Source organism: Xylophilus sp. PBN-3R (assembly GCF_057747805.1).
The window spans coordinates 4,466,723-4,490,389 of the sequence record NZ_CM173225.1; the positions used below are offsets into that span (position 1 = coordinate 4,466,723).

General features: G+C 65.4%; 21 protein-coding genes. 10 read left to right on the plus strand and 11 right to left on the minus strand.

From position 1 onward, the window contains the following. Positions 1–109: 109 nt before the first annotated feature. Complete coding sequence (gene gyrB, locus AC3ANW_RS21245) at positions 110–2,722, plus strand: DNA topoisomerase (ATP-hydrolyzing) subunit B (protein ID WP_488342808.1); 2,613 nt, start codon at positions 110–112, stop codon at positions 2,720–2,722. Positions 2,723–2,814: 92 nt separating this feature from the next. Further along, positions 2,815–3,795: a Bug family tripartite tricarboxylate transporter substrate binding protein gene (locus AC3ANW_RS21250; protein WP_488342809.1), complete on the plus strand. Its 981-nt coding sequence runs from the start codon at positions 2,815–2,817 to the stop codon at positions 3,793–3,795. Positions 3,796–3,831: 36 nt separating this feature from the next. On the opposite strand, the gene AC3ANW_RS21255 is transcribed toward AC3ANW_RS21250, so the two are convergent. Further along, the gene (locus AC3ANW_RS21255) at positions 3,832–4,185 is read right to left on the minus strand and encodes a DUF3892 domain-containing protein (RefSeq protein ID WP_488342810.1); all 354 of its coding nucleotides are present in this window, start codon (positions 4,183–4,185) and stop codon (positions 3,832–3,834) included. Positions 4,186–4,454: 269 nt separating this feature from the next. On the opposite strand from AC3ANW_RS21255, the gene AC3ANW_RS21260 reads away from it, so the two are divergent. Next, complete coding sequence (locus AC3ANW_RS21260) at positions 4,455–6,524, plus strand: NAD(+) synthase (protein WP_488342811.1); 2,070 nt, start codon at positions 4,455–4,457, stop codon at positions 6,522–6,524. A 33-nt stretch (positions 6,525–6,557) separates the two neighbouring features. Here the strand turns inward: AC3ANW_RS21260 and AC3ANW_RS21265 are convergent, their stop codons facing one another. Next, the gene (locus AC3ANW_RS21265) at positions 6,558–7,619 is read right to left on the minus strand and encodes an NAD(P)-dependent alcohol dehydrogenase (RefSeq protein ID WP_488342812.1); all 1,062 of its coding nucleotides are present in this window, start codon (positions 7,617–7,619) and stop codon (positions 6,558–6,560) included. 65 nt (positions 7,620–7,684) lie between these two features. Further along, positions 7,685–8,935, minus strand: a complete 1,251-nt coding sequence (locus tag AC3ANW_RS21270; protein ID WP_488342813.1) for a Gfo/Idh/MocA family protein — start codon at positions 8,933–8,935, stop codon at positions 7,685–7,687. Positions 8,936–9,089: 154 nt separating this feature from the next. On the opposite strand from AC3ANW_RS21270, the gene AC3ANW_RS21275 reads away from it, so the two are divergent. Continuing rightward, entirely contained in the window at positions 9,090–10,100 is a 1,011-nt protein-coding gene (locus AC3ANW_RS21275) for a zinc-binding alcohol dehydrogenase family protein (RefSeq protein WP_488342814.1), read from the plus strand. A gap of 30 nt (positions 10,101–10,130) precedes the next feature. Beyond that, entirely contained in the window at positions 10,131–11,042 is a 912-nt protein-coding gene (locus AC3ANW_RS21280) for a cation diffusion facilitator family transporter (RefSeq protein WP_488342815.1), read from the plus strand. A gap of 7 nt (positions 11,043–11,049) precedes the next feature. On the opposite strand, the gene AC3ANW_RS21285 is transcribed toward AC3ANW_RS21280, so the two are convergent. Both AC3ANW_RS21285 and pdxR read right to left on the minus strand, forming a co-directional pair. Beyond that, the gene (locus tag AC3ANW_RS21285; protein WP_488342816.1) at positions 11,050–11,826 is read right to left on the minus strand and encodes an IclR family transcriptional regulator; all 777 of its coding nucleotides are present in this window, start codon (positions 11,824–11,826) and stop codon (positions 11,050–11,052) included. 39 nt (positions 11,827–11,865) lie between these two features. Further along, positions 11,866–13,356 carry a MocR-like pyridoxine biosynthesis transcription factor PdxR gene (gene pdxR, locus AC3ANW_RS21290; RefSeq protein ID WP_488342817.1) on the minus strand — a complete coding sequence of 497 codons (1,491 nt, stop codon included), beginning with the start codon at positions 13,354–13,356 and terminating at the stop codon, positions 11,866–11,868. Between the two features lie 67 nt (positions 13,357–13,423). On the opposite strand from pdxR, the gene gabT reads away from it, so the two are divergent. After that, on the plus strand, positions 13,424–14,725 hold the full coding sequence (gene gabT / locus AC3ANW_RS21295) for a 4-aminobutyrate--2-oxoglutarate transaminase (RefSeq protein WP_488342818.1): 1,302 nt from the start codon (positions 13,424–13,426) through the stop codon (positions 14,723–14,725). An 11-nt stretch (positions 14,726–14,736) separates the two neighbouring features. Next, entirely contained in the window at positions 14,737–16,215 is a 1,479-nt protein-coding gene (locus tag AC3ANW_RS21300; protein ID WP_488342819.1) for an NAD-dependent succinate-semialdehyde dehydrogenase, read from the plus strand. Between the two features lie 11 nt (positions 16,216–16,226). Here AC3ANW_RS21300 and AC3ANW_RS21305 read toward each other — a convergent pair whose 3' ends face one another. From AC3ANW_RS21305 to AC3ANW_RS21325, 5 genes are all read right to left on the minus strand, one after another. Beyond that, positions 16,227–17,237 carry a lactonase family protein gene (locus AC3ANW_RS21305; RefSeq protein WP_488342820.1) on the minus strand — a complete coding sequence of 337 codons (1,011 nt, stop codon included), beginning with the start codon at positions 17,235–17,237 and terminating at the stop codon, positions 16,227–16,229. Between the two features lie 10 nt (positions 17,238–17,247). Next, the gene (locus AC3ANW_RS21310; RefSeq protein WP_488342821.1) at positions 17,248–18,600 is read right to left on the minus strand and encodes a TRAP transporter large permease; all 1,353 of its coding nucleotides are present in this window, start codon (positions 18,598–18,600) and stop codon (positions 17,248–17,250) included. After that, complete coding sequence (locus tag AC3ANW_RS21315; RefSeq protein WP_488342822.1) at positions 18,591–19,094, minus strand: TRAP transporter small permease; 504 nt, start codon at positions 19,092–19,094, stop codon at positions 18,591–18,593. Before AC3ANW_RS21315 ends, AC3ANW_RS21310 begins: the two co-directional genes overlap by 10 nt. 10 nt (positions 19,095–19,104) lie before the next feature. Further along, positions 19,105–20,097 (minus strand): TRAP transporter substrate-binding protein, encoded by a 993-nt coding sequence (locus AC3ANW_RS21320; RefSeq protein WP_488342823.1) that lies wholly within the window; start codon positions 20,095–20,097, stop codon positions 19,105–19,107. A 71-nt stretch (positions 20,098–20,168) separates the two neighbouring features. Further along, positions 20,169–20,990, minus strand: coding sequence for an NAD-dependent epimerase/dehydratase family protein (locus tag AC3ANW_RS21325; RefSeq protein WP_488342824.1), 822 nt, complete (start codon positions 20,988–20,990; stop codon positions 20,169–20,171). 253 nt (positions 20,991–21,243) lie between these two features. Here AC3ANW_RS21325 and AC3ANW_RS21330 point away from each other — a divergent pair, with 253 nt between their 5' ends. After that, positions 21,244–21,438, plus strand: coding sequence for a heavy-metal-associated domain-containing protein (locus AC3ANW_RS21330; RefSeq protein ID WP_488342825.1), 195 nt, complete (start codon positions 21,244–21,246; stop codon positions 21,436–21,438). Next, positions 21,438–21,860: a Cu(I)-responsive transcriptional regulator gene (cueR, locus tag AC3ANW_RS21335; protein WP_488342826.1), complete on the plus strand. Its 423-nt coding sequence runs from the start codon at positions 21,438–21,440 to the stop codon at positions 21,858–21,860. The genes AC3ANW_RS21330 and cueR overlap by 1 nt, the downstream gene beginning before the upstream one ends. Positions 21,861–21,864: 4 nt before the next feature. Here the strand turns inward: cueR and AC3ANW_RS21340 are convergent, their stop codons facing one another. Further along, positions 21,865–22,866 carry a recombination-associated protein RdgC gene (locus AC3ANW_RS21340; RefSeq protein WP_488342827.1) on the minus strand — a complete coding sequence of 334 codons (1,002 nt, stop codon included), beginning with the start codon at positions 22,864–22,866 and terminating at the stop codon, positions 21,865–21,867. Positions 22,867–23,053: 187 nt separating this feature from the next. Here AC3ANW_RS21340 and AC3ANW_RS21345 point away from each other — a divergent pair, with 187 nt between their 5' ends. Continuing rightward, a complete protein-coding gene (locus tag AC3ANW_RS21345; protein WP_488342828.1) occupies positions 23,054–23,650 on the plus strand; it encodes a Spy/CpxP family protein refolding chaperone in 597 nt (198 codons plus the stop codon). The last annotated feature ends 17 nt before the right edge of the window (positions 23,651–23,667 follow it).

Genomic DNA, 23,667 nt, shown 5'->3' on the forward strand with positions numbered 1-23,667 from the left:
GCCCGCACATCACTCCAGCACCCGACCCGCGCGCCCCGCGGGTTTGGCGCTTCTAAGACACCCGAGAAATGCCGCTCTTGAAGCGGCAAGACATCACCGGAAGCCCGATATGAGCGCAGAAAACAGCAACCCGCCACACACCGAACCCGTGTATGAGGCCGAGATCGACAACGCGATCCCGGTCGAAATCGCACCCGACGGCAGCTATGGCGAAGGCGCCATCACCATCCTCGAAGGCCTCGAGGCGGTGCGCAAGCGCCCTGGCATGTACATCGGCGACACCAGCGACGGCACCGGCCTGCACCACCTCGTGTTCGAGGTGGTCGACAACTCCATCGACGAAGCGCTGGCGGGCCATTGCGACGACATCGTGGTGACCATCCACACCGACAACTCGGTCAGCGTGACCGACAACGGCCGCGGCATCCCGACCGGCATCAAGTTCGACGACAAGCACGAACCCAAACGCAGCGCCTCCGAAATCGCGCTGACCGAGCTGCACGCCGGCGGCAAGTTCAACCAGAACAGCTACAAGGTTTCCGGCGGCCTGCACGGCGTGGGTGTGAGCTGCGTCAACGCGCTCAGCAAGATGCTGCGCCTGACGGTGCGCCGCGAAGGCAAGGTGCATCTGCTCGAATTCAGCCGCGGTTTCGTGCAGAACCGCCTGCTCGAGCAGCAGCAGGGCGTCGAGGTGTCGCCCATGAAGATCATCGGCGACACCGACAAACGCGGCACCGAAGTGCACTTTCTGCCGGACACGGAAATCTTCAAGGAAAACAACGATTTCCATTACGAGATCCTGGCCAAGCGTCTGCGTGAACTGAGCTTCCTGAACAACGGCGTGCGCATCCGCCTGAAGGACGAACGCACCGGCAAGGAAGACGACTTCTCCGGTGCCGGCGGTGTGCGTGGATTCGTGGAGTTCATCAACAAGGGCAAGACCGTCCTGCACCCCACGTCGTTCTACGCGGCGGGCGAAAAACCGGCTGAAACCTACGGCGGCATCCCGGGCACCCACATCGGCGTGGAAGTGGCGATGCAGTGGAACAGCAGCTACTCCGAGCAGGTGCTCTGCTTCACCAACAACATCCCGCAGCGCGACGGCGGTACCCACCTGACCGGCCTGCGCGCCGCCATGACCCGGGTCATCAACAAGTACATCGAAGAACACGAATTCGCCAAGAAGGCGAAGGTTGAGGTGACCGGCGACGACATGCGCGAAGGCCTGTGCTGCGTGCTGAGCGTGAAGGTGCCCGAACCCAAGTTCAGCAGCCAGACCAAGGACAAGCTGGTGTCCAGCGAAGTGCGGGCGCCGGTCGAAGACATCGTCGGCCGCCTGCTCACCGACTACCTGCAGGAACGCCCGAACGACGCCAAGATCATCTGCGGCAAGATCGTAGAGGCCGCCCGCGCCCGTGAAGCCGCCCGCAAGGCACGCGACATGACCCGCCGCAAGGGCGTGCTGGACGGCATGGGCCTGCCCGGCAAACTGGCCGACTGCCAGGAAAAAGACCCGGCCGGCTGCGAGATCTACCTGGTCGAGGGCGACTCCGCAGGTGGCAGCGCCAAGCAAGGGCGCGACCGCAAGTTCCAGGCGATCCTGCCCCTGCGCGGCAAGATCCTGAACGTGGAGAAGGCGCGCTACGAAAAGCTGCTGACCTCCAACGAAATCCTGACGCTGATCACCGCGCTGGGCACCGGCATCGGCAAGGCGACGGGCGTTGGCGGCACGGCTGGCGTGGACGACTTCAACGTCGCCAAGCTGCGTTACCACCGCATCATCATCATGACCGACGCCGACGTCGACGGCGCTCACATCCGCACCCTGCTGCTGACCTTCTTCTACCGCCAGATGCCCGAGCTGGTCGAGCGCGGCCACATCTACATCGCGCAACCGCCGCTGTACAAGGTCAAGGTCGGCAAGGAAGAGCAATACCTGAAGGACGCCAGCGAGCTGGACAGCTTCCTGCTGCGGGTCGCCATGAAGGACGCCAGCGTCAACACCGGTGGCACGGACTCACGCAAGCTGGACGGCGAAACCCTGGCCGAACTGGCGCGCAAGCACCAGGTCGCCGAAGGTGTCATCGCCCGCCTGGGCGGCTTCATGGACATCGAGGCGCTGCGTGCCATCGCCGACGGCGTGGCGCTCGACCTGGACACGGTCGAATCGGCCGAGCAGAGCGCAGTCAGGCTGCAGGAATACCTGCGTGAACTCCAGACCACCGGCGTGCCGGCGGAAGTGGCGGGCGAATTCGACGCTCGCACCGACAAACCCATCCTGCGCATCAGCCGCCGCCATCACGGCAACGTGAAGAGCAGTGTCATCACCCAGGACTTCGTGCACGGTGCCGACTACGAAGCGCTGGCCCTGGCCGCCGCCACCTTCACCGACCTGCTGGGCGAAGGCGCCACCGTCAAGCGCGGCGAAGGCGAACGGGCCAAGGAAGAAAAGGTGGGCGATTTCCGCTCCGCCATGCGCTGGCTGATTTCCGAAGCCGAACGGGCCACCGCCCGCCAGCGTTACAAGGGCCTGGGCGAAATGAACCCCGAGCAGTTGTGGGAAACCACCATGGACCCTAACGTGCGCCGCCTGCTGAAGGTGCAGATCGACGATGCCATCGAGGCAGACCGGGTGTTCACCATGCTGATGGGCGATGAAGTCGAGCCGCGCCGGGACTTCATCGAGGCGAATGCGCTGCGGGCTTCGAACATTGATGTCTGATTCTTAGAATCTTCCCCAAAACGCCCGGCCCATCCGGGCGTTTTGCTTGATGAATCCATCACTGCAGTTCACCACAAAGAAGAGGCAAAACCATGAAAAGAAGAAGCATCCTGGCACTGGCCGCCCTCGCCTGCCTGTCAACCGTCGCCGGCCACGTTATGGCACAAGCAGCCTGGCCGACCGCCAGGCCGATCCGCCTCATCGTTGGCTACCCACCTGGCGGTGGCATCGACTTCGCGGCGCGCACCATCCAGCAGCCCCTGCAGGACGCACTCAAGCAACAGGTGGTGATCGACTACAAACCCGGCGCCAGCGGCATGATCGCCGCGTCCGAACTCACCCACGCACCGGCCGACGGCTACACGCTGCTGCTGGCCAACACCGGCCCTTTCGCCATCGCGCCGCACCTGCAGGCCAAGCCGCCCTACGACCCGGTCAAACAATTCACCTACATCGCCCAGGTCAGTGAAGGCAGTTATGTGGTGGCCACCCGCGCCGACCATCCCGCCAGGGACCTCAAGGAATTCATTGCCTGGGCCAAGGCTCGGCCAGGCAAGGTGAACTTCGCCTCGGGCGGTTCCGGCACGTCGACCCATCTCAATGGCGAACTGGTGAACCAGGTCGCGGGTCTGGACATGACCCATGTCCCCTACAAGGGAAGCGCACCGGCGGTGCAGGACCTGATGGGCGGCCAGACGCAGTTGCTGGTCGATGCCGGAACCGTGCTCACGCCGCAGGTGAAAAGCGGAAAACTCAAGGCGCTGGCGGTGACCGGACCGCGTCGCGACGCCGCGCTGCCGGATGTCCCGACCGTTCGTGAGCAAGGCCTGCCAGGCATCGAAGCGGTGGGTTTCCAGGGACTGGTGGGACCGGCGGGAATGCCCAAGGAACTGGTAGATCGCCTTGCGGCCGAAGTCGAGAAGGTCGTCAACAGCGCGGCGGTGAAAGAGAAACTCCAGAGCGCCGGCAGCGAGCCGCGTTACCGCGGGCCGGCCGAGTTTTCCGGTTTCGTCAAGGCCGAGAACGAGAAGTGGACGAAACTGATCCGCGACCGCAAGCTGCACGCCGACTGAACGCCCGACTGCCGACGATGCCGTGTCGGCCTTGGCCTAGCGCGACGCCAGAAAACGCACGTTCAGCCGCGTGCCAGTGTTCTCGCCATCACGGATCACCCGGAACGAAGGCCGGGTTTCGGGGAGCATCAGCAGATGGTCGGTCCACTCGCCCTCGATGTGGGCCTGGAGGTAGGGGCAGCGCCCCGGCTCGCGCCTTACGCCGATATAGACGCGGCTCTGGGTGGCCGGATCCACCGTGTAGAAGAGGTTCTGCTTGCCGCGCACCTGGACGATGGCCAGGGCGACGGGGATGCGGCAGGCATACCCCAGGTGTCCCAGGTGCGTGATGACGTGATGCGTCGGCAGCGGTTTGGACCTTTGGATGCAGTTGACTTCCAGTTCGTTCATTTCCCTTTTCCCATCGCCGCCCCAACAAGGAGTAAGCACACGCTAATTTGTGAAGGCTCCGTATCCTAGTTAGGGCGTTTTAGGGTGGCAAGGGAAAACACTCGGTGCTTCGTTTGCGGAATATTTCTTATTTTTCCCCGCGCTTTTATGGGTTTTCAGTTGCCTAAAACCGCAGGCAACGTCCAGACAGATGGCGCGGTCTGGCTGCGGCATGTCTTGGGACAACGTAAAGTGCGCCGCATCGCAACGCCTCCTACGAAAGACTTTCGGTGACCATTTCTGCGCTGCCTTTCCAGAATCCCTATCGCCATGGCTTTGCCCGCCTGGCCGTGGCGGTGCCCCGCAACCGGGTGGCCGACCCGGTGTTCAACGCGGCAGAGACGATTCGCCTGTGGCGTGAGGCATCGGACCAGGGCGCGGCCGTGGTGGCCTTCCCCGAACTGGGGCTGTCGGCCTATACCTGCGAAGACCTGTTCCACCAGCGCGCGCTGCTGGATGCATGCGAAACCGCGCTGCAGGCAGTCGTCGATGCCTCGCGTGATATCAATGCGGTGGCCATCGTCGGCCTCCCCTTGCGTGTCGATCACCGGCTGTTCAACTGCGCGGCGGTGGTGGCAGGCGGCCGTCTGCTGGGCGTGCAGCCCAAGACCTACCTGCCCAACTACGGCGAGTTCTACGAAGGCCGGCAGTTCAATGGCGCCGACATGGCGCTGGCCACCGAAATCCACCTGTGCGGCGGCACCGTGCCCTTCGGCAGCGACCTGCTGTTCCAGGCGCGCCAGTTGCCGCTGCTCAAGCTGCATGTGGAGATCTGCGAGGACGTCTGGGTGCCGATTCCACCCAGCAGCTATGCCGCGCTGGCCGGCGCCACCGTGCTGGTGAACCTGTCGGCTTCCAACATCACCATCGGCAAGTCGGCCTATCGTCACCAACTGGTCAGCCTGCAGTCGGCGCGCTGCCAGGCGGCCTACCTGTATTCGTCGGCCGGCATCGGCGAGTCGACCACCGACCTGGCCTGGGACGGCCAGGCGCTGATCTACGAAGCCGGCGAGATGCTGGCCGAGAGCGAACGTTTCTCCAATCGCTCGCACCTCATCCTGGCGGACACCGACCTGGAGCGGTTGTCGCGCGAACGCATGCGGCAGAACAGCTTCGGCACCTCGGTGCAGAAGCATCGCGAACAGCTGTCGGGCTGGCGCACGGTGGTGTTCGACCTGGCCCTGCCGCAGTCGGTGCCCGGTGGCCTGCTGCGCACGGTCGAACGGTTTCCCTACGTGCCCGCCAACGCCGCCGTTAGGGACGAGCGCTGCCACGAGACCTTCAACATCCAGGTGCAATCGCTGGTGCAGCGGCTGGAGGCCAGCAGGATCGACAAGGTGGTGATCGGGGTTTCCGGCGGCCTGGATTCAACCCATGCGCTGCTGGTGCTGGCCCAGGCCATGGACCGGCTGGGCCTGCCGCGCCGCAACATCCTGGGTTTCACCATGCCGGGTTTCGCCACCAGCGAGCGCACCCTGCAACAGGCGCACCAGCTGATGGGTGCCATCGGTTGCACCGCTCGGGAAATCGACATCCGGCCGAGCTGCATCCAGATGCTGGCCGACCTGGGGCATCCGTTCCACAACGGCGAACCGGTCTACGACATCACTTTCGAAAACGTGCAGGCGGGCGAACGCACCAGCCATTTGTTCCGTCTGGCCAACTTCCACGGAGCCATCGTGGCCGGCACCGGCGACCTGAGCGAGCTGGCGCTGGGCTGGTGCACCTACGGTGTAGGCGACCACATGTCGCACTACAACGTCAACGCCTCGGTGCCCAAGACCCTCGTCAAGCACCTGGTCGACTGGGTGGCCGGCACCGGCCTGCTGGGCGATGCCGGCAGTGACGTGCTGCGCGCCATCCTGGCTACGGAGATCAGCCCTGAACTGATTCCCGCCGATGCGGCGGCGCAAGGGGTGCAGCCCGCACAGAAGACCGAAGACACCATCGGCCCCTACGAACTACAGGACTTCCACCTCTATTACACGCTGCGCTACGGTTTCAAGCCCAGCAAGGTGGCCTACCTGGCACATGTCGCATGGCACGACCGCGAACAGGGCGCGTGGCCGGAGGCGCTTTCGGAAACCCACAACCAGTACACGCTGGCCGAGATCCGCAAGGTGCTGGGCATCTTCGTTTGGCGCTTCTTCCAGACCAGCCAGTTCAAGCGTTCGTGTGTGCCCAACGGGCCGAAGGTGGGCTCGGGTGGCTCGCTGTCACCGCGTGGCGACTGGCGAGCCCCGAGCGACTCGGAGTCGGCGGTGTGGATGGCCGACCTCGAGAACATCCCGGCCGAATAAGCCGCACGAAAAAGGCGGCCGCACCGCCTGTGATCAGGCAGCTTCGGCGAGGGTGGCCATGTCCACCACGAAGCGGTATTTCACGTCGCTCTTCAGCATGCGTTCGTAGGACCCGTTGATCTCGTCCATGCGGATCATCTCGATGTCCGACACGATGTTGTGCCGGGCGCAGAAGTCCAGCATTTCCTGCGTTTCGCGGATGCCGCCGATCAGCGAGCCGGCCAGGCGGCGGCGCTTCAAGATCAGGCTGAACACGTTGGGCGACGGGTGCGGCGAATCGGGCGCGCCGACCAGCGTCATGGTGCCGTCGAGCGTCAGCAGGTTCAGGAAGGCGTCCAGGTTGTGCGGTGCCGCCACGGTGTTCAGGATGAAATCCAGCTTGCCGGCCTGGGCCGCCATTTCGGCTTCGTTCCTGGACACCACGACCTCGTGCGCGCCGAGGCGTTTCGCGTCTTCGCGCTTGTTTTCGGAAGTGGTGAACAGCACCACGTGCGCGCCCATGGCGGCGGCGATCTTCACGCCCATGTGGCCGAGGCCGCCCAGGCCGACGATGCCGACCTTGTGGCCGGGGCCCACGTTCCACTGCTTCAGCGGCGAATAGGTGGTGATGCCGGCACACAGCAGCGGCGCCACGGCGGCCAGCGAGGACTCGTCGTGCGATACCTTCAGCACGAAGGATTCACGCACCACCATGTGGTCGGAATATCCGCCGTAGGTGTTCTCGCCGCCACCGAACATCGGGCCGTTGTAGGTGCCGGTGAAGCCGTTTTCGCAGTACTGCTCGATGCCGTCGGCGCAGGGCTTGCAATGCTGGCAGCTATCGACCATGCAGCCCACGCCGACGATGTCGCCGACCTTGAACTTGCTGACCAGCGAGCCGACCGCGGTGACACGGCCGACGATCTCGTGGCCCGGCACCGACGGGTAGATGGTGTTGCCCCATTCGCCGCGGGCGGTGTGCAGGTCGGAATGGCAGACGCCGCAGAACAGCACGTCCAGCGCCACATCGAGTTCACCAGGTGTACGGCGCTCGAACTTGTGAGGAGCCAGCGGGGTGGTGGCGGATTGGGCTGCGTAACCAAAGGCTTGGGTCATGGTGGTTTTTCCTGAGGGGGGACAAATTGCCCGCCACCATAACGGTTTAGGACCGACCCGGTATGTCAGGCGAGTTTTACGGGCAGTCCGGTGGCTGCGGATCTGTAGATGGCTTCCATCAGCACCTGGTCGCGCAGGCCTTCCTCGCCTGGGGTACGAGGCGTGCCGCCCCGGGTGATGCACTCCGCCAGATGGTCGAGCTCGGCCGTGAACTGGTTCTTGGGCGGCAGCACCAGTTCGTTCTGAACCTTGGTGTCGGCCTGGCGCTGGCCGATCACCAGACGCTGGCCCTGGTATTCATAGGCGCTGGGCATGTCGATGCTGGCAGTCTCCAGTTCCAGCCGCTGCCACTTGTCTTCCCGGGCACCGTAGCTGCACAGGCACTGCGCCACCAGGCCGGACGGAAATTTCAGGGTGAAGTTGACCGTTTCCTCCACCTCCGCATAACGCCCGTCGCCGGGTGGGCTGAAGCTGTGGGCGTAGACCTCCACCGGCTCCTGGCCGGTGATGAAACGAGCGGTGTTCAGGCAATAAAGCCCGATGTCCGGCAACGCGCCACCGCCCGCCAGGGCCTTCTTGTGGCGCCACTGCTGCGCGGCCGTGGGATGGGTGGTCTGGACATTGGCTGCGGTGAACCCGACCAGCCTGCCGAACGTCTTTTCCTGGATGAACTTGCGCACCCGCAGGTTGTGCGGCTGGTACTGGATGCGGTAGGCGACCATCAGCTTCACACCGGCCTTCGCGCAGGCCGAGATCATCGAGCGGGCCTCTGTGGAACTGACTGCAAACGGCTTTTCGCATAAAACATGTTTGCCGGCCGCCGCAGCGCGCTCGACGAATTCAAGGTGCAGACCGTTTGGCAGAACCACATAGACCGCCTGCACCGCCTTGTTGTCGCGGATGCGGTCGAAGTCGGCGTAGCTGTAGCAGGACTCCGGCGCAATGCCGTACTGCTTCGCCACGGCCGCCATCTTCTCGGGTGACCCCGATACCAGGGCGACCGGCCGAGCCTGGCCGCTCTCGACGAATGCGGGCAGGATTTCCTCCAGCGCCAGCCGGCCCAGGCCGATGATGGCAAAACCCACACGCTGCTCAGGCGGCAACGGTGCCGGCGTGGGGCTCGACGGTGCGTCGGCCTCGCCACGCCAGGGCGGAAAAACCACCTTGCCGTCGACCACCGCTCCCGAGTCGATAGCACTCGGGCCAGGCAGGCGCTGCGCAGAAGCGGCGGCGGACAGGGCCAGGCCGGTGGTGCCGGCACCGATGGATTTCAGCAGGGAGCGGCGACCCAGGGAGGAAGTGGTGGTGTCATTCATCCCGCTACCATGCCGCGCCCCGTGGCGCCGCGTTTGCAGGACGAAGCCGACATGATTGCCGGTCATCGCCGCATCCGGCGAAACGCCAGCGCCCGGCATCCTAGAGTGCTGACCCATTGCCATCGCAACAACACTGCATCCAAAAAGGAACGCCATGAAAGCCATCGGTTTCAACCGTCCCCAACCCATCGACCAAGCCGGTGCCCTGCAGGACATCGAACTGCCCACACCCACCCCGGGGTCGCGCGATCTGCTGGTGCGGGTGAAGGCCATATCGGTCAACCCGGTCGATACCAAGGTACGCGGCAAGGCCCAACCCGATGCCGGGCAGTTCCGGGTGCTGGGCTGGGATGCGGTCGGCACGGTGGAAGCCATCGGCGACGAGGTGACCCTCTTCAGGCAAGGCGACCGGGTGTACTACGCCGGCGCCATCAACCGCCCCGGCACCAACAGCGAGCTGCATGCGGTCGATGAACGCATCGTGGCGTTGGCGCCGAAGTCGCTGAGCGACACCGAGGCGGCAGCCCTGCCGCTGACCGCCATCACCGCCTACGAACTGTTGTTCGACCGGCTCGGCGTGGCGCACGGCGGCGGCGCAGGGCAGACACTGCTGATCGTCGGCGGCGCAGGCGGCGTGGGTTCCATCCTGATCCAGCTGGCACGGCAACTGACCCAGCTGCGAGTGGTCGCCACCGCGTCGCGCGCGGAAACCCGCCAGTGGTGCCTGGACCTGGGCGCCCATGTCGTCATCGACCACCGCCAGCCGCTGGCCGCCGCGCTGCGCGAGCAAGGCATCGAAGGCGTGGACATGGCGGCCGGCCTCACCCATACCGACAAGCACTACGAGCAGTTGATCGAGTCGATCCTGCCGCAGGGCAAGCTGGCGCTGATCGACGACCCGGAAGTGCTGAATGCGACGCCGCTGAAGACCAAGGCCATCTCGCTGCACTGGGAGCTGATGTTCACCCGCTCGCTCTTCACCACGCCCGACCTGCAGCGCCAGGGCGAGCTGCTCGCCGAAGTCGCCGACCTGGTCGATGCGGGCCGCATCCGCACCACGCTGGGCCAGACCTTCGGCACCATCAACGCGGCCAACCTCACCCGCGCACACGCCTTCATCGAAAGCGGCAAGGCGCAGGGCAAGGTGGTGCTCGAAGGGTTCTGAAGGCGGCCCATCGCGCAGACAATCGCGGGCATGCCCATCTTCCAGCGCGGCCCCGATGCCGACACCCCCACCGCCGACGTTTCCGGCATGCCCGAGGGAACCCGCAGCACCTGGGTCAGCGTGGGGGTCAACCTGGCGCTGTCCACGCTGCAGTTCGTCATCGGCGTCTTTTCGCATTCGCAGGGCCTGATCGCCGACGGCCTGCATTCGCTGACCGACCTGGTGAGCGACGCCATCGTGCTGGTGGCCGGCCCCCAGGCCCGCAAGGCGGCCGACGAAGGGCATCCGTACGGCCACCACCGCTTCGAGACCGCCGCCACGCTGGTGCTGGGCCTGCTCATGATGGGCGTCGGCCTGGGCATGGCAGGCACGGCGGTGGTGCGGCTGGAGAACCCCGAGTCGATTCCCGAGGTCCACGGCGTGGCGCTGGTGGTGGCGGTGGTCGCGCTGCTGGCCAAGGAAGGCCTGTTCCGCTACATGCTGGCCATCGCCCAGCGGCTGCGTTCCACGCTGCTGGTGGCCAATGCCTGGCATGCGCGTTCGGACGCTGCTTCGTCGCTGGTGGTGGGCATCGGCATCGTCGGCAACCTGGCCGGTTATCCGCTGTTGGATCCGGTCGCCGCGCTGATCGTCGGCGGCATGGTCGCCCACATGGGTTTCAAGTTCGGCTGGGGTGCGCTGCAGGACCTGATGGACCGGGGCGCCGATGCCGACGAGGTGGCCGCCATCCTGGCCACGCTATCCGCGACCCCTGGCGTGCGGGGCGTGCACGACCTGCGCACACGGCGCCTGGGCGACCTACTGGCGGTGGATGCCCACCTGGAAGTCGACGGCCAGCTGACGGTGGAGGCAGCCCACGCCATCACCGTCGATGCGCGGGACCGCGTGATGGCCAGCCATCCGGTGCTGAGTGTGATGACCCACCTGGATCCGGTCGGCTGACCCCGCCTCAGGACAACCCGGGCTTGCCGCTCAGCGCCCTGGTGGCGCTCATCAGCAGGGGCGCGAACCGGCGGGCGAATTCCTCCTTGGTCCACTCGGCCAGCGAGCCCGAGATGTCGATCGCGGCGATGGGCCGGCCTTCGTGGTCGAGCACCGCGCTGGCCAGCGTCACCTCGCCCAGCATGCTTTCTTCGGAGGCCATGGCGAACCCGTCGCCGCGCGCCTGGTTCACCAGTGCCCGGATTTCGGCCGGGTCGGTCACCGCCTTGCCGGTCAGCGGCCTGGAGTCGGTGCGCGCCAGGATGTCGGAGACCTGTTCGTCATCCAGGTGGGCCATGATCGAACGGCCGCTGGCGGTGTAGATGGTCGCCAGGCGGCGGCCGATCAGGGTGGTGGTGTAGGTCTGGCGCTTGGTCTGCCGACGCAGGGCGAAGATGATGGTCAGGTCGTCGAACAGGCTCAGTTCGACCCGTTCGCCGGACTCGCGCTGCAGGTCGACGATGAGCGGCGTGGCGCGCTCCAGCAGGGGCACGCTGCGCAGGTAGTCGAAGGTGCGCTCCAGGATCTTCTTTCCCAGCACATAACCCTTGCCGTTGATGCCGCGCTCCAGGTAGCCCAGGGCGACGAAGGTGTAGGCCAGGCGCTGCACAGCGCTGCGGTCCATGCCGCTGCGGGTGACCAGTTCGTTCAGGCTCAGGGGCTGGGCGAGTTCGGAGAAACACTCCAGCAGACGCATGCCCTTGGCGATCGAGTTGATGAACAGCGAATCGGTGCGTTCGGTCATGGTTTCAGGCTTCACTCGGCAATATTGACATGCAATATTTTAGGTAGGTATGGCGATGCCGACGACCGCTTTCCGGATGCACCGGACGACCACTTCGAAAGGCGGCAGCATCTGTTCCTGGGGCACACTGGCGAAGCCCAGCAGCAGACCGCTGCTGCGTTTTTTCCCCAGGTAATAACGCGACAGCGGACGCACCAGCACACCCTCGGCGCCAATGGTTTCGGTCAGCGCCACGTCGTCGCAGCCATCGGGCAGCGAAAGCACCAGGTGCAGGCCGGCACCGGTGTCGTATTCATGAATCCATCCCGGTCCCAGCCACTGCTGCACCAGCCCGATCAGGAAGGCCCGACGTGCCGCATACACCAGCCGCATCTTGCGGATGTGGGCGGCATAGAGGCCGGTGTCGATGAACTCGGCCAGCGCCGCATGCATGAGCATGTGGCCTCCACGGTAGAGCTCCGACTGCGCCGTGCGAAACGCCGTCGCCACCGACGGCGGCACCACCATGTAGGCGATGCGCAGGCCCGGGTACAGCGTCTTGCTGAAGGTGCCGACATAGATCACCGGCGCATCGGGCAGCAGTCCCTGCAACGACGGTATGGGCTGGCCGGCGAAACGGAATTCGCTGTCGTAGTCGTCCTCCACCACCCAGGTGCCGTCGCCGGTGGCATGGCCCAGCAGGTCCAGCCGCCGCGCCATGCTCATCACCGCGCCCAGCGGGTACTGGTGCGAGGGAGTGACGAAAGCAAAACGCGGCGAGGTGCCGCTGGCGCGCATGCCCTCGGCGTCCACCGGCATGGGTTTCAGGCGGATGCCGTTGATCGTCAGCACGCTGCGGGTGCCCCAGTAACCCGGCTCCTCCACCCAGGCGGTGTCGCCGGGATCTCCCAGCACCCGGGTGATGAGGTCGATGGCTTGGTGAACGCCTTCTGTCACCACGATCTGTTCCGGCTCGCACACTACCGACCGCGCCTGCCTCAAGTACACCGCCAGGCTCTGGTGCAACGCCGGATGGCCGCCGCCCGCCGCGTAGCTCAGCGTCGCCGGCGGCAGGCTGCGCTCCAGCCGGGCGGTGATCTGCGCCAGCTTGCGGTGCGGCACCTGAGTGATGTCGGGCACACCCGGCATGAACGCGCCCCACTGGCGGGTCTGCGCCAATGCGTCCTGCACCACCTTGCGGCCGCGTTTCGACAGCCGCGCGGCAACGCCGCCCTTGTGCGGCCGGACAGATGACGGCAGCACCGGAAGCTCCGGAATCCGCTCGGCGACATACGTGCCGCTGCCGGTCAGGCCGCGCGCATAACCCTCTGCCATCAGCTGCTCGTAGGCATGCATCACCGTGTTGCGCGACAGGGCCAGCTGCGCGGCCAGGTCGCGTGACGGCGGCAGGCGGGTGGCCGCCGGCAGGCTGCCGTCGTGGATGGCGGCGCGCAGGCATTCGTAGAGCAGGCGGTTGAGCGGCGCTTCCGGCCGCGCCAGGCGCTCCGCGGACAGCTTCTGTTCCAGCAGGTCGGCGCTGATCGAGCGCAATTGGCACCATCCGATTTGGCAAAGTGGAACTGGATTGTAGGGCCGCTTGGGCGCGTAATCGCTCTCCATGAACAACCAGCAAATCGACCAACGCCGCACCGCGGCCGCTCCGCGCGGCGTGGGTGTCATGTGCAACTTCTACGCAGACCGCGCCGAGAACGCGACCATCTGGGACGTCGAGGGCCGCGCCTTCACCGACTTCGCCGCCGGCATCGCGGTTCTCAATACCGGCCACCGCCACCCCAAGGTGATCGCCGCCATCCAGGCGCAGCTGGAGCGTTTCACCCACACCTCGTACCAGATCGTTCCCTACGAAAGCGGCGTCGCCCTGATGGAGCGCATCAACGCCCTGGCACCCATCGCCGGCCCTAAGAAGACCGCCCTGTTCAGCACCGGTGCGGAAGCGGTGGAGAACGCCATCAAGATCGCCCGCGCCCACACCGGCCGCTCGGGGGTCATCGCGTTCGGCGGCGGTTTCCACGGCCGCACCATGATGACCCTGGCCCTCACCGGCAAGGTCGCTCCGTACAAGATCGGTTTCGGCCCATTCCCGGCCGAGGTCTACCACCTGCCTTTCCCGAACGAAGTGCACGGCGTGTCGGTGCAGGACAGCCTGGACGCGCTGACCCAGCTCTTCAAATGCGACGTCGAGGCGCGCCGCGTGGCCGCCATCATCATCGAGCCGGTGCAGGGCGAAGGCGGCTTCAATGTCGCCCCGGCCGAGCTGATGGTGAAGCTGCGCGAGGTGTGTGATGCCAACGGCATCCTGCTGATCGCCGACGAGGTGCAGACCGGTTTCGGCCGCACCGGAAAGATGTTCGCGATGGAACACCACACCGTCAAACCCGACCTGATCACCATGGCCAAGAGCCTGGCGGGCGGCATGCCTTTGTCGGCCGTCTGCGGTCGCGCCGAGGTGATGGATGCGCCGGCCCCCGGCGGCCTGGGCGGCACCTATGCCGGCAACCCGCTGGCAGTGGCCGCGTCGCATGCGGTGATCGACGCACTGGTCGACGAGAAGCTGCTCGAGCGCTCGGTGCAACTGGGTGCACGCATGCAGGAATTTTTGACCGAATGGCGTGAACGCTGCCCGGCCATCCGCGACGTGCGCGGCCTGGGCTCGATGGTCGCCGCCGAGTTCTACGGCGCCGATGGCCAGCCCAGCCCGACGCTGGTCGCCAGGGTGCAGAAGGAAGCGCTCGACCGCGGCCTGCTGCTGCTGAGTTGCGGTGTGTACGGCAACGTGATCCGTTTCCTGTATCCGCTGACCATTCCCGAAGCGCAGTTCGAAGCCGCGCTGGCGACGCTGGGTGAAGCCCTGACCGCAGCGACGCAAGCCGACGCCGCAGTCACCGCAGTCGCTGCCTGAGGATTTCGCGCATGGACATGAAGACCTCCCCCCTCGCCCTGCTGAACGACCCCAGCCTGCTCAAGACCGACGCGTTGATCGACGGCCGCTGGGTCGCCGGCAGCGCCCGCTTCGACGTGAACGACCCGGCCACCGGCCTCAAGCTGGCCGACGTGCCCAACCTGGGTGCCGCCGATGCCGAAGCCGCCATCGCCGCCGCCGATAAGGCCTGGCCCGCCTGGCGCGCCAAGACCGGCAAGCAGCGCCACGCCATCCTTTTGAAGTGGTTCGACCTGTTGATGGCCAACCAGGAAGACCTCGGCCGCATCATGACCGCCGAGCAGGGCAAGCCCTTCGCCGAAGCCAAGGGCGAAGTCGCCTACGCCGCCAGCTTTGTCGAATGGTTCGCCGAAGAAGCCAAACGCGTCAACGGCGAGACCCTGCCGCAGTTCGACAACAACCGCCGCCTGCTGGTGATGAAGCAAGCGGTCGGTGTCTGCGCCGCCATCACGCCGTGGAACTTCCCGCTGGCGATGATCACCCGCAAGGTCGCGCCCGCCCTGGCCGCCGGCTGCCCGGTGGTCATCAAGCCGGCCGAACTCACCCCGCTGACCGCGCTGGCCGCCGCCGAACTGGCCGTGCGCGCAGGCATTCCGGCCGGTGTGCTGAACCTGCTGACCGCCGACAGCGACAACTCGATCGCCGTCGGCAAGGTGCTGTGCGCCAGCGACGTGGTGCGCCACATCAGCTTCACCGGCTCCACCGAAGTCGGCCGCATCCTGATGGCGCAGAGCGCGCCGACGGTCAAGAAGATGAGCCTGGAGCTGGGCGGCAACGCGCCCTTCATCGTGTTCGACGACGCCGACATCGACTCGGCCGTCGAGGGCGCCATGGCCAGCAAGTACCGCAACGCCGGCCAGACCTGCGTCTGCGCCAACCGCATCTATGTGCAGGAAGGTGTCTACGACCAGTTCGTCGAGAAGTTCGCCGTCGCGGTGAAGGCGCTGAAGGTCGGCAACGGTTTCGACGCCGGTGTGGTGCAGGGCCCGCTGATCGAGCCGGCAGCCGTCGCCAAGGTGCAGAAGCACCTGGAAGACGCGCTGGCCAAGGGCGGCCGTGTGATGGCGGGCGGCCAGAAGATGGAAGGCCAGTTCTTCCAGCCGACGGTGGTGGCGGACGCCACGGCCGACATGCTGTGCGCCCGCGAAGAGACCTTCGGCCCGTTCGCGCCGGTGTTCAGGTTCGAGACCGAACAGGAAGCCATCGATGCGGCCAACAACACCGAGTTCGGCCTGGCGAGCTATTTCTACAGCCGCGATGTCGGCCGCATCTTCCGGGTGGCCGAGGCGCTGGAATACGGCATGGTGGGCATCAACGCCGGTGTCATCGCCACCGAGCACGTGCCTTTCGGCGGGGTCAAGCAGTCGGGCCTGGGGCGCGAGGGTTCGCATCACGGCATCGAAGATTACCTCGAACTGAAGTACCTCTGCCTGGGCGATATCCAGAAGTAGGAAAGCCCGGGTCAGTCCTGCAGCAACAACGGACTGATCCAGCTGGGGCTCTGGCCGGTCGCCCTGCGGCTGGTCAGTTCCAGCCCACCGGTTTCGCCATCGATGCGATAGACCGACAGGTGGTGCGAGGTTTCGCCCGCGACGATCAGGAAACCGCCGTCCGGCGTGATCGCGAAACCGCGCGGCTGCGTCTCGGTCGGCACATGGCCGCGCAAGGCGAGACGGCCGTTGCCGGCATCGACCTCGAAGATCGACAACAGGTTGGACCGTCGCTCGCTGCTGTACAGGAACCGGCCGTCGGGCCGCAGATGCAGGTCCGATGCCCACGGGTTTTCGGTCGCGCCAGCGGGCAGGCTGGCGATGGTCTGGACGGTCCGCAAGGTGCCGCTTTGGGCATCGAAAGCCAGCACATCGACCGCCGCGTCGAGTTCATTCAGCAGGTAGACGAACCGGGCTTGCGGGCCGAATACCAGGTGGCGCGGGCTGGCACCGGCATGCGGCTCCATCATCGGCACCGCGTTGGGCCAGAGCCGGCCGGTGGCCGCATCGAACTGGTACTGCATCACCACACCGCCGCCCATGCAGGTGGCCAGCACGAAATGGTTGCCCGGGTCCGCCACCACGCAATGGGCGTTGGCACGGGTCGGCAGCACCTGCAGTGCCTGGCCGACCACGCCGTCCTCGCCGATTGGGCTGACCGCCACCTGGTCACCGCCGAACGAGGCGCTGAACAGGAAACGGCCGGTCGCATCGGTGGCCAGGTTGGCCATGCTGTGGGGTAGCGGGCCTTCGCCGACAGGCGACAACTCGCCGCTTTTCGGGTCGATGACAAACGTCAGGGCCTGCAGCGGATCGTTGCGCCGGGCAACGTACAGGCGTTGCCGGTCGGGGCTGAACGCCATCGGCATCAGCTTGCCACCCGGCTGCAACACCTGCGCCGGCAGCAGCGTGCCCGAGGTGGTGTCGAGTCGGTAGGCGAGCAGTTCGCCGCTGTCGTAGCAGGAGACGTAGATCAGGATCATCGTGATGGTTCTACAGCACCGGATGGCCCGTGATCAGCGTCGGCAGCCAGGTCGAGAAGGCAGGGACATAGGTCACCAGCGTGATGGCGACGAAGATCGCCAGGTAATAGGGCCATGCGGTGCGGGTTGCCTCGCCAATGGAAATTTTACCGATGGCACAGCCGATGAACTGCACCGTGCCGACCGGCGGATGCACCAGCCCCAGCGCGCAGTTGAGCAGCAGCATCATGCCGAACTGCACCGGGCCGACACCCATCTGGATGGCCAGCGGCAGGAACAGCGGCGTCGTGATGAGGATGTGCGCCGCCATGTCCAGGAAGATGCCCAGGAAGATCTGGATGATGTTGATGTACAGCAGCATCAGCCACGGCGAAGTGGTCGCGGCCAGCAACGCGGCTTCGATGGTGTCCGGGATTTCCAGGTAGGCCATCTGGTAGCGCAGCATGTTCGACACGCCGATCAGCAGCAGGATCACGCCGGTGGTCTTCGATGCCTTGGCCAGCGACTTCAGCAGCTTGGCCCTGGTCATGGTGCGGTACACCGCCACCGTCAGGATCAAGGAATAGGTGACCGCGATGGCCGCCGCCTCGGTCGCGGTGGTCACGCCTTCCATTACGCAGACCAGGATGATCAGGATCACCGCCAGGCCGGGAACGGCGGCGATGCCGGTGCGCAGCACCGTGCCCCAGCCAGGGAAACGTTCCAGCATGGTCGAGCCGTCGGCACGACGGGGGAAACCGTACTTGCGCGCCTGCCAGTAGGCGGTGAACAGCATGCACACCATGATGCAGAACACCGGCACCAGGCCCGCGAACATCAGGTCGCCGATCGACACGCCCTTGATGATGTGGCCGCCGATCTCGCCCACCGCCGCCTGCGCCGCGAAGGCATAGATGATCATGTTGTGCGAGGTGGGCATCAGCGCACCCGACAGCGATGCATGGGTGGTGACGTTGACCGCGTAGTCGGCGCTGTAGCCCTCGCGTTTCATGATGGGAATCATGACGCCGCCCATCGCCGAGGTATCCGCCACCGGCGAGCCCGACACACCGCCGAACAGCGTGGACGCGACCACGTTGGCCAGGCCCAGGCCGCCACGCCAGTGGCCGACCAGGCTGCGGGCGAAGGCGACGATCTTGTCCGCGATCCCGCCGTGCAGCATCAGTTCGCCGGAGAAGATGAAGAACGGGATCGCCAGGAACGAGAAAACGTTCATGCCCGACACCATCATCTGGATGGCGGTCTCGAAGGGCAGGCCTTCATAACCGAAGGTCAGCAGGCAGCTCAGGCCGATGGCGAAAGCCACCGGCATGCCGAGCAGCAGGAAGACGACGAAGCTGAGGGAAAGAAGCGTCAGTGCCATGATGCGACGACCTCCGCGCGATAGAAATGCGCGGCCAGGTGTTCCAGCGAAAACAGGGTGATGAGCACACCGGCGGCCAGCACCGGCAGGTACCGGTAGGACTCCGAGATGCCCAGGGTGGGAATGGAATCGCTATGGGTGGATACGGCCATTTCGGCGCCGCCCCAGAACAAGGCCAACGCGAACAGGATGACCAGCAGGTAGACGATCACCTTGCACCAGAACTGGCCCGCCGGCGGCAGCTTGGCCACCAGTGAATCCAGCCCGATGTGGCCGGCATCACGCACGCCGGCGGAGGCGCCGAACATGGCGACCGAAATCACCAGCAGCAAGGCGACCTGCTCGACGTAGGGCGGGGCGTGGTTGAACACATAACGCATCACCACGCCGTACACGACCACCGCCAGCAGGCCGATCAGGCACACGCAGGCGAGGTACATCGTCCAGCGACACAGCAGGGCGTTGACCCTGGAAAATCTCGATAGAAACGCCATGGCGGCCCGCTTACTTGGTGTTGACGATGTCCTGCACCAGCGCCTTCAGCGCGGGTGTGGTGGCGAACTTGTCGTACACCGGCTTTTCGACGGCGACGAAACCTGCGCGGTCGATCTCGGCAGCCGGAACGATCTTCGCGCCACCCTTCACCACGGCGGCCTTGGCGGCCTGTTCACGCGGCTCCCACAGCTTGACGTAGTAGGGGATGGAATCCTTGGCGGCCTTGCGGATGGCGACCTGCTCTTCCTTGGACAGCGTGTCCCAGACCTTCTTGGAGAACACCAGCACTTCGGGTGTCATGACGTGCATGGTTTCCGAGAAGACCGGTGCGGCCTCGAAGTGCTTGGCTTCGTCGTACGACGGGTAGTTGTTCTCGGCGGCGTCGACCAGGCCGGTCTTCAGGCCGGTGTAGACCTCGGCGGTGGGCATGGGCGTGGGCGATGCGCCGACCGCGGCGAACATGCTCACCATCAGGTCCGAAGGCTGCACCCGGATCTTCAGGCCCTTCATGTCGGCGATGCTCTTGACCGGCTTCTTGGCATAGACCGAACGGGCGCCGCTTTCATACAGCGCGAGGCCGATGAAACCGGCCTTCTCGAAAGCTGCCAGCACCTGGTCGCCCTGCGGGCCGTACATGGTCTTGCGGAAATGCTCGATGTCGCGGAACAGGAAGGGCAGCGACGGGATGACCGACTCCGGCACGATGCCGTGGAACGATGCGCTGCTGACACGCACCATGTCGAGCGCGCCGATCTTGACCTGCTCGACCGTGTCCTTTTCGGAGCCCAGCGCGCTGTCCGAGAAGATCTTGATGCTGTCCTTGCCGCCGGTGGCCTTGGACAGTTCGCCGCCCATGAACATCACCGCCTGGTTGGTCGGGAAGTCCTTGGCATGCACTTCCGCCGAACGGAAGGTGCGGGCTTCGGCCTGCAGTGCCGACATCGACAGGACGGCGACGGCGACCAGGCTCAGTGCGCCGCGGAGGGTGGTGTGCTTTTTCATGTGTTGTCTCTGAGTTATTGAAAAGAAAGCGGTGGAGGAAAGTTGATGTGTGCGGGTCGGGCGGCAGGCCGTCAGGCGAACGGGCCCTGGGCGGTGAACGCGCCGCCCTGGAAGATGGCGTTGGGATCGTTGGCCGCGACCGGCGGCTGGGCCTCGACCTTGGCGCGGAAGGGCTCGGAGCTGTCCTTCGGCACATAACCCAGCCTGGCCGCGCCCTGGTTGTCCCACCACAGGTCGCGGTTGGCCGATACGCCGTAGACGATGGTGTGGCCCACTTCGGGCGTGAACAGCGACTTGCCGACCAGCGCGGTCAGGTCGTCGAAGCTGAGCCAGGTGCTCATCATCCGGCGGTTGGCGGGCTCCGGGAACGAAGATCCGATGCGGATGCTGACCGTCTCGATGCCGTAGCGGTCGAAGTAGAACTGCGCCATGTCCTCGCCGAAGGACTTTGACAGGCCGTAATAGCCGTCCGGGCGACGCGGAGAGGTGTGGTCCAGGTGTTCGGTCTGCTTGTGGAAGCCCACCACATGGTTGGAACTGGCGAACACCACACGTTTCACGCCATGGCGGCGGGCCGCTTCGTAGATGTGGAAGATGCCGCGGATGTTGGCGTCCAGGATCTCTTCGAATGGACGCTCCACCGATACACCGCCCAGGTGGACGATGGCATCGCAGCCGGCGATCAGTGCATCGACTGCCTGTTTGTCGCCCAGATCGCACGACACGACTTCTTCGGACGGGCCGGTGGACGGCGACATGGCGCCGATGTCGGACAGCCGCAGGACATCCGCGAAAGGCTTGAGTCTTTCACGCAGTACCTTGCCGAGGCCGCCGGCGGCGCCGGTCAACAACAAACGGGCGAGCCGGGGATTTGATGCAGGGAAATGAGGCATCTTCTTTGACGGTTTCCTGTTGAACCGCTGTCTGCGGTTTTAGTGATGTGTTGTCGTACAACAGAAGCTTAATTCTGAGCGGGAAAACGTTTAACCTCATCCGGGTATTCCCGGAATCCGACTTTCGGCTGGGTCAGGCCCGGGTCAGTTGTCTGATGACTCGAAAGTTCTCCCCGAAGGCTCGGCGGTTATCCGGGCTGCCCGAAAATGGAGGGCCGCCCGACCGGCGACGACCGTATTTCCAGGAGTCCGTATGCAAGAACAATTCAAGGTGCAAGGCATGACTTGTCAGCACTGCGTCCGCAACGTCAGGGAAGCCATCGAGGACCTCGACCCGGCAGCGGAAATCTCCGTCGATCTGGCCAGCGGCCGAGTCGATGTGACGACGGAGACGCCGCGCGCGGACATCCGCCAGGCCATCGTCGACGCCGGCTACAAGGCCGAGTGATGTCGCCCGTCGCGCCACCTTTCGCCATCGGTGAGGCGGCCCGGCTGTCGGGTGTCTCGCAGCGCATGGTGCGGCATTACGAAACGCTGGGATTGCTGACGCCGGTGGCGCGCACGGAAGCCGGTTACCGGCAATACCGGCAGGTCGACGTGGACACGCTGCGGTTCATCAAACGTTCGCGTGACCTGGGATTTTCGATGGCCGACATCGGCCAGCTGGTCAGCCTCTGGCAGGACGGTCGCCGCAGCAGCGCAAGCGTGAAACGCATCGCGCAGGACCATGTCGACGAACTCGCACGGCGCATCGGGGCGATGCGCGAGATGCAGGCCGGCTTGCAGCAGTTGCTGACCTGCTGCCACGGTGATGCCCGGCCGGACTGCCCGATCCTGGACAGCCTGGCCGAACCGGTGATGCGGCCTTAGAACTTCAGAAAGGCGCGTCGTCGTCTTCGGCAGTGCCGGCCGTTTCGGCGGGTTTCACGGCCGCAGAGGTGACAGCCGCCACCGGTGCGGCGCCGGGCACCGAAGGCATCCCGCCTTCGGGCATCTCGCCGCCCAGGGCTTCGATCAGGTCGGGCATCAACTGGCCGAGTTCACCGGTGGAGATGGCGGCATCGGCATCGAAACCGTCTTCCTTCTGGTTGCCGCCGCCTTCGAACACACCTTCCAGGAAGGTAATCTTCTTGAGTTGCAGGCCTTCGGTCAGCACGAAGGAGACCCGGTCCTGCCAGGTCAGGGCCAGGCGGGTGGGCAGCTTGCCCTGTTCGATGTGGGTGCGTATCTCATCGATGTCGAGCGGATGGCGTGCATAACGCACCACCGCCTTGGATTCGTCCGAAGCCTTGAGCTCGCATTCGCGGTCGACGCTGAAACCGGTCGGCGGATCCTGGCTCACCAGCCAGTCGGACATCGAGGATGTGGCGCTTTGCTGGGTGTAGAGCGGCACCACGGTGACGCCGGGCAATGCGTCGACCAGCGCGGTGACGATCTCGTCGGCACGGGCCGTGGCCGACGAACCGATCACCAGCCAGCCTGCCTGCGGATCGACCCAGACCGGTGTGGCGCCCTGACGGGTGAAGGCCATCGGCAGAAGCTGCATCAACACGTCTTCCTTGAGTTCCTTGGCTTCCTTGCGACCAGGCTTGCGGCCGGTTTCCTTCTCGATCTGGGCGATGCGTTCCTCTAGCTTGCGACGCACCACCGTGCCGGGCACGACCTTGGCTTCGACCATGAACTTCATGATCCATTGGCCGCCGATGGACTCGACCAGCGGCGCATGGGCTTCGCCACGTGGCTCGACCCATCCGGCCGACCGCTCCTGGCTGGCACCGCAGGCCACGAAACGCGCCTTGTCCAGGCCTTCCTCGAGCTTCAACAAGGCATCGCCCTCTTGCGGGGCGATGCGGTAGACGATGACGTTCTTGAACACTTTTCGGGACTCGCTGACTTCGTTGGAACACGGCCGGACGCGGCCGCAACCGGGCTATTGTCGTACCGAAGGAAAGGAAGGTTTACACAAGCCTCACGCTCGTACGGTGCTGGCATTACACGCGGACCGGACACTGACTTCCAACCTGACGCCAAGTGGCAACAGGGGTCTTCGAAAGGAAACTCTCATGCGTCCCGAATTCCGCACCATCGTTCTCACCGGCCTGCTGACCACCGCCGGCATCGGCTCCGCCTTCGCCCAGACATCGCCCGCACCGGCACCCCAGGCGGCCCCTGCCGCGGCACCCCATGCCGGACCGCGCGGCCCGGGCGGTCCGGAAGGTCGTTTCGACCCGTCCAAACGCGAAGCCCTCATGCAAAAACACTTCGCCGAAATGAAGGCCAAGCTGCGCATCACACCCGAACAGGAAGGGAACTGGAACACCTTCGTCACCACGATGCGTCCTCCAGAAGGTGGCATGCGCGGCCAGCGTCCCGATCGTGCCGAATTCGCCAGGCTGACCACGCCGCAGCGCATCGACAGGATGCGTGAAATGCGTGCCCGCCATCAGGCGGAAGCCGACCGCCGCGGCGATTCGATCAAGGCCTTCTATGCCACGCTGACACCGGCGCAACAGCAAACTTTCGATGCGCTGCCACCGCCTCACTTCGGCCATCACGGTCCAGAGGGCCACGGACCGCTGGGCGGCCCGGGCGGCAAGGGCGGACCGCGCGGCCCCGGCGGTGCTCCCATGGGCGGCGAAGGCCCGCCGCCGGCACGCTGATCAACTGCTGGAAGACC

What these genes read in the sequence shown, in the direction of transcription:
- gyrB (WP_488342808.1), top strand. Translation starts at nt 110, where the DNA reads ATGAGCGCAGAAAACAGCAACCCGCCACACACCGAACCCGTGTATGAG.
- AC3ANW_RS21250 (WP_488342809.1), top strand. Translation starts at nt 2,815, where the DNA reads ATGAAAAGAAGAAGCATCCTGGCACTGGCCGCCCTCGCCTGCCTGTCA.
- AC3ANW_RS21320 (WP_488342823.1), bottom strand. Translation starts at nt 20,097, where the DNA reads ATGAAAAAGCACACCACCCTCCGCGGCGCACTGAGCCTGGTCGCCGTC.
- AC3ANW_RS21310 (WP_488342821.1), bottom strand. Translation starts at nt 18,600, where the DNA reads ATGGCACTGACGCTTCTTTCCCTCAGCTTCGTCGTCTTCCTGCTGCTC.
- gabT (WP_488342818.1), top strand. Translation starts at nt 13,424, where the DNA reads ATGAACAACCAGCAAATCGACCAACGCCGCACCGCGGCCGCTCCGCGC.
- AC3ANW_RS21280 (WP_488342815.1), top strand. Translation starts at nt 10,131, where the DNA reads ATGCCCATCTTCCAGCGCGGCCCCGATGCCGACACCCCCACCGCCGAC.
- AC3ANW_RS21300 (WP_488342819.1), top strand. Translation starts at nt 14,737, where the DNA reads ATGGACATGAAGACCTCCCCCCTCGCCCTGCTGAACGACCCCAGCCTG.
- AC3ANW_RS21345 (WP_488342828.1), top strand. Translation starts at nt 23,054, where the DNA reads ATGCGTCCCGAATTCCGCACCATCGTTCTCACCGGCCTGCTGACCACC.
- AC3ANW_RS21315 (WP_488342822.1), bottom strand. Translation starts at nt 19,094, where the DNA reads ATGGCGTTTCTATCGAGATTTTCCAGGGTCAACGCCCTGCTGTGTCGC.
- AC3ANW_RS21285 (WP_488342816.1), bottom strand. Translation starts at nt 11,826, where the DNA reads ATGACCGAACGCACCGATTCGCTGTTCATCAACTCGATCGCCAAGGGC.
- AC3ANW_RS21255 (WP_488342810.1), bottom strand. Translation starts at nt 4,185, where the DNA reads ATGAACGAACTGGAAGTCAACTGCATCCAAAGGTCCAAACCGCTGCCG.
- AC3ANW_RS21325 (WP_488342824.1), bottom strand. Translation starts at nt 20,990, where the DNA reads ATGCCTCATTTCCCTGCATCAAATCCCCGGCTCGCCCGTTTGTTGTTG.
- AC3ANW_RS21270 (WP_488342813.1), bottom strand. Translation starts at nt 8,935, where the DNA reads ATGAATGACACCACCACTTCCTCCCTGGGTCGCCGCTCCCTGCTGAAA.
- AC3ANW_RS21330 (WP_488342825.1), top strand. Translation starts at nt 21,244, where the DNA reads ATGCAAGAACAATTCAAGGTGCAAGGCATGACTTGTCAGCACTGCGTC.
- AC3ANW_RS21305 (WP_488342820.1), bottom strand. Translation starts at nt 17,237, where the DNA reads ATGATCCTGATCTACGTCTCCTGCTACGACAGCGGCGAACTGCTCGCC.
- cueR (WP_488342826.1), top strand. Translation starts at nt 21,438, where the DNA reads ATGTCGCCCGTCGCGCCACCTTTCGCCATCGGTGAGGCGGCCCGGCTG.
- AC3ANW_RS21275 (WP_488342814.1), top strand. Translation starts at nt 9,090, where the DNA reads ATGAAAGCCATCGGTTTCAACCGTCCCCAACCCATCGACCAAGCCGGT.
- AC3ANW_RS21265 (WP_488342812.1), bottom strand. Translation starts at nt 7,619, where the DNA reads ATGACCCAAGCCTTTGGTTACGCAGCCCAATCCGCCACCACCCCGCTG.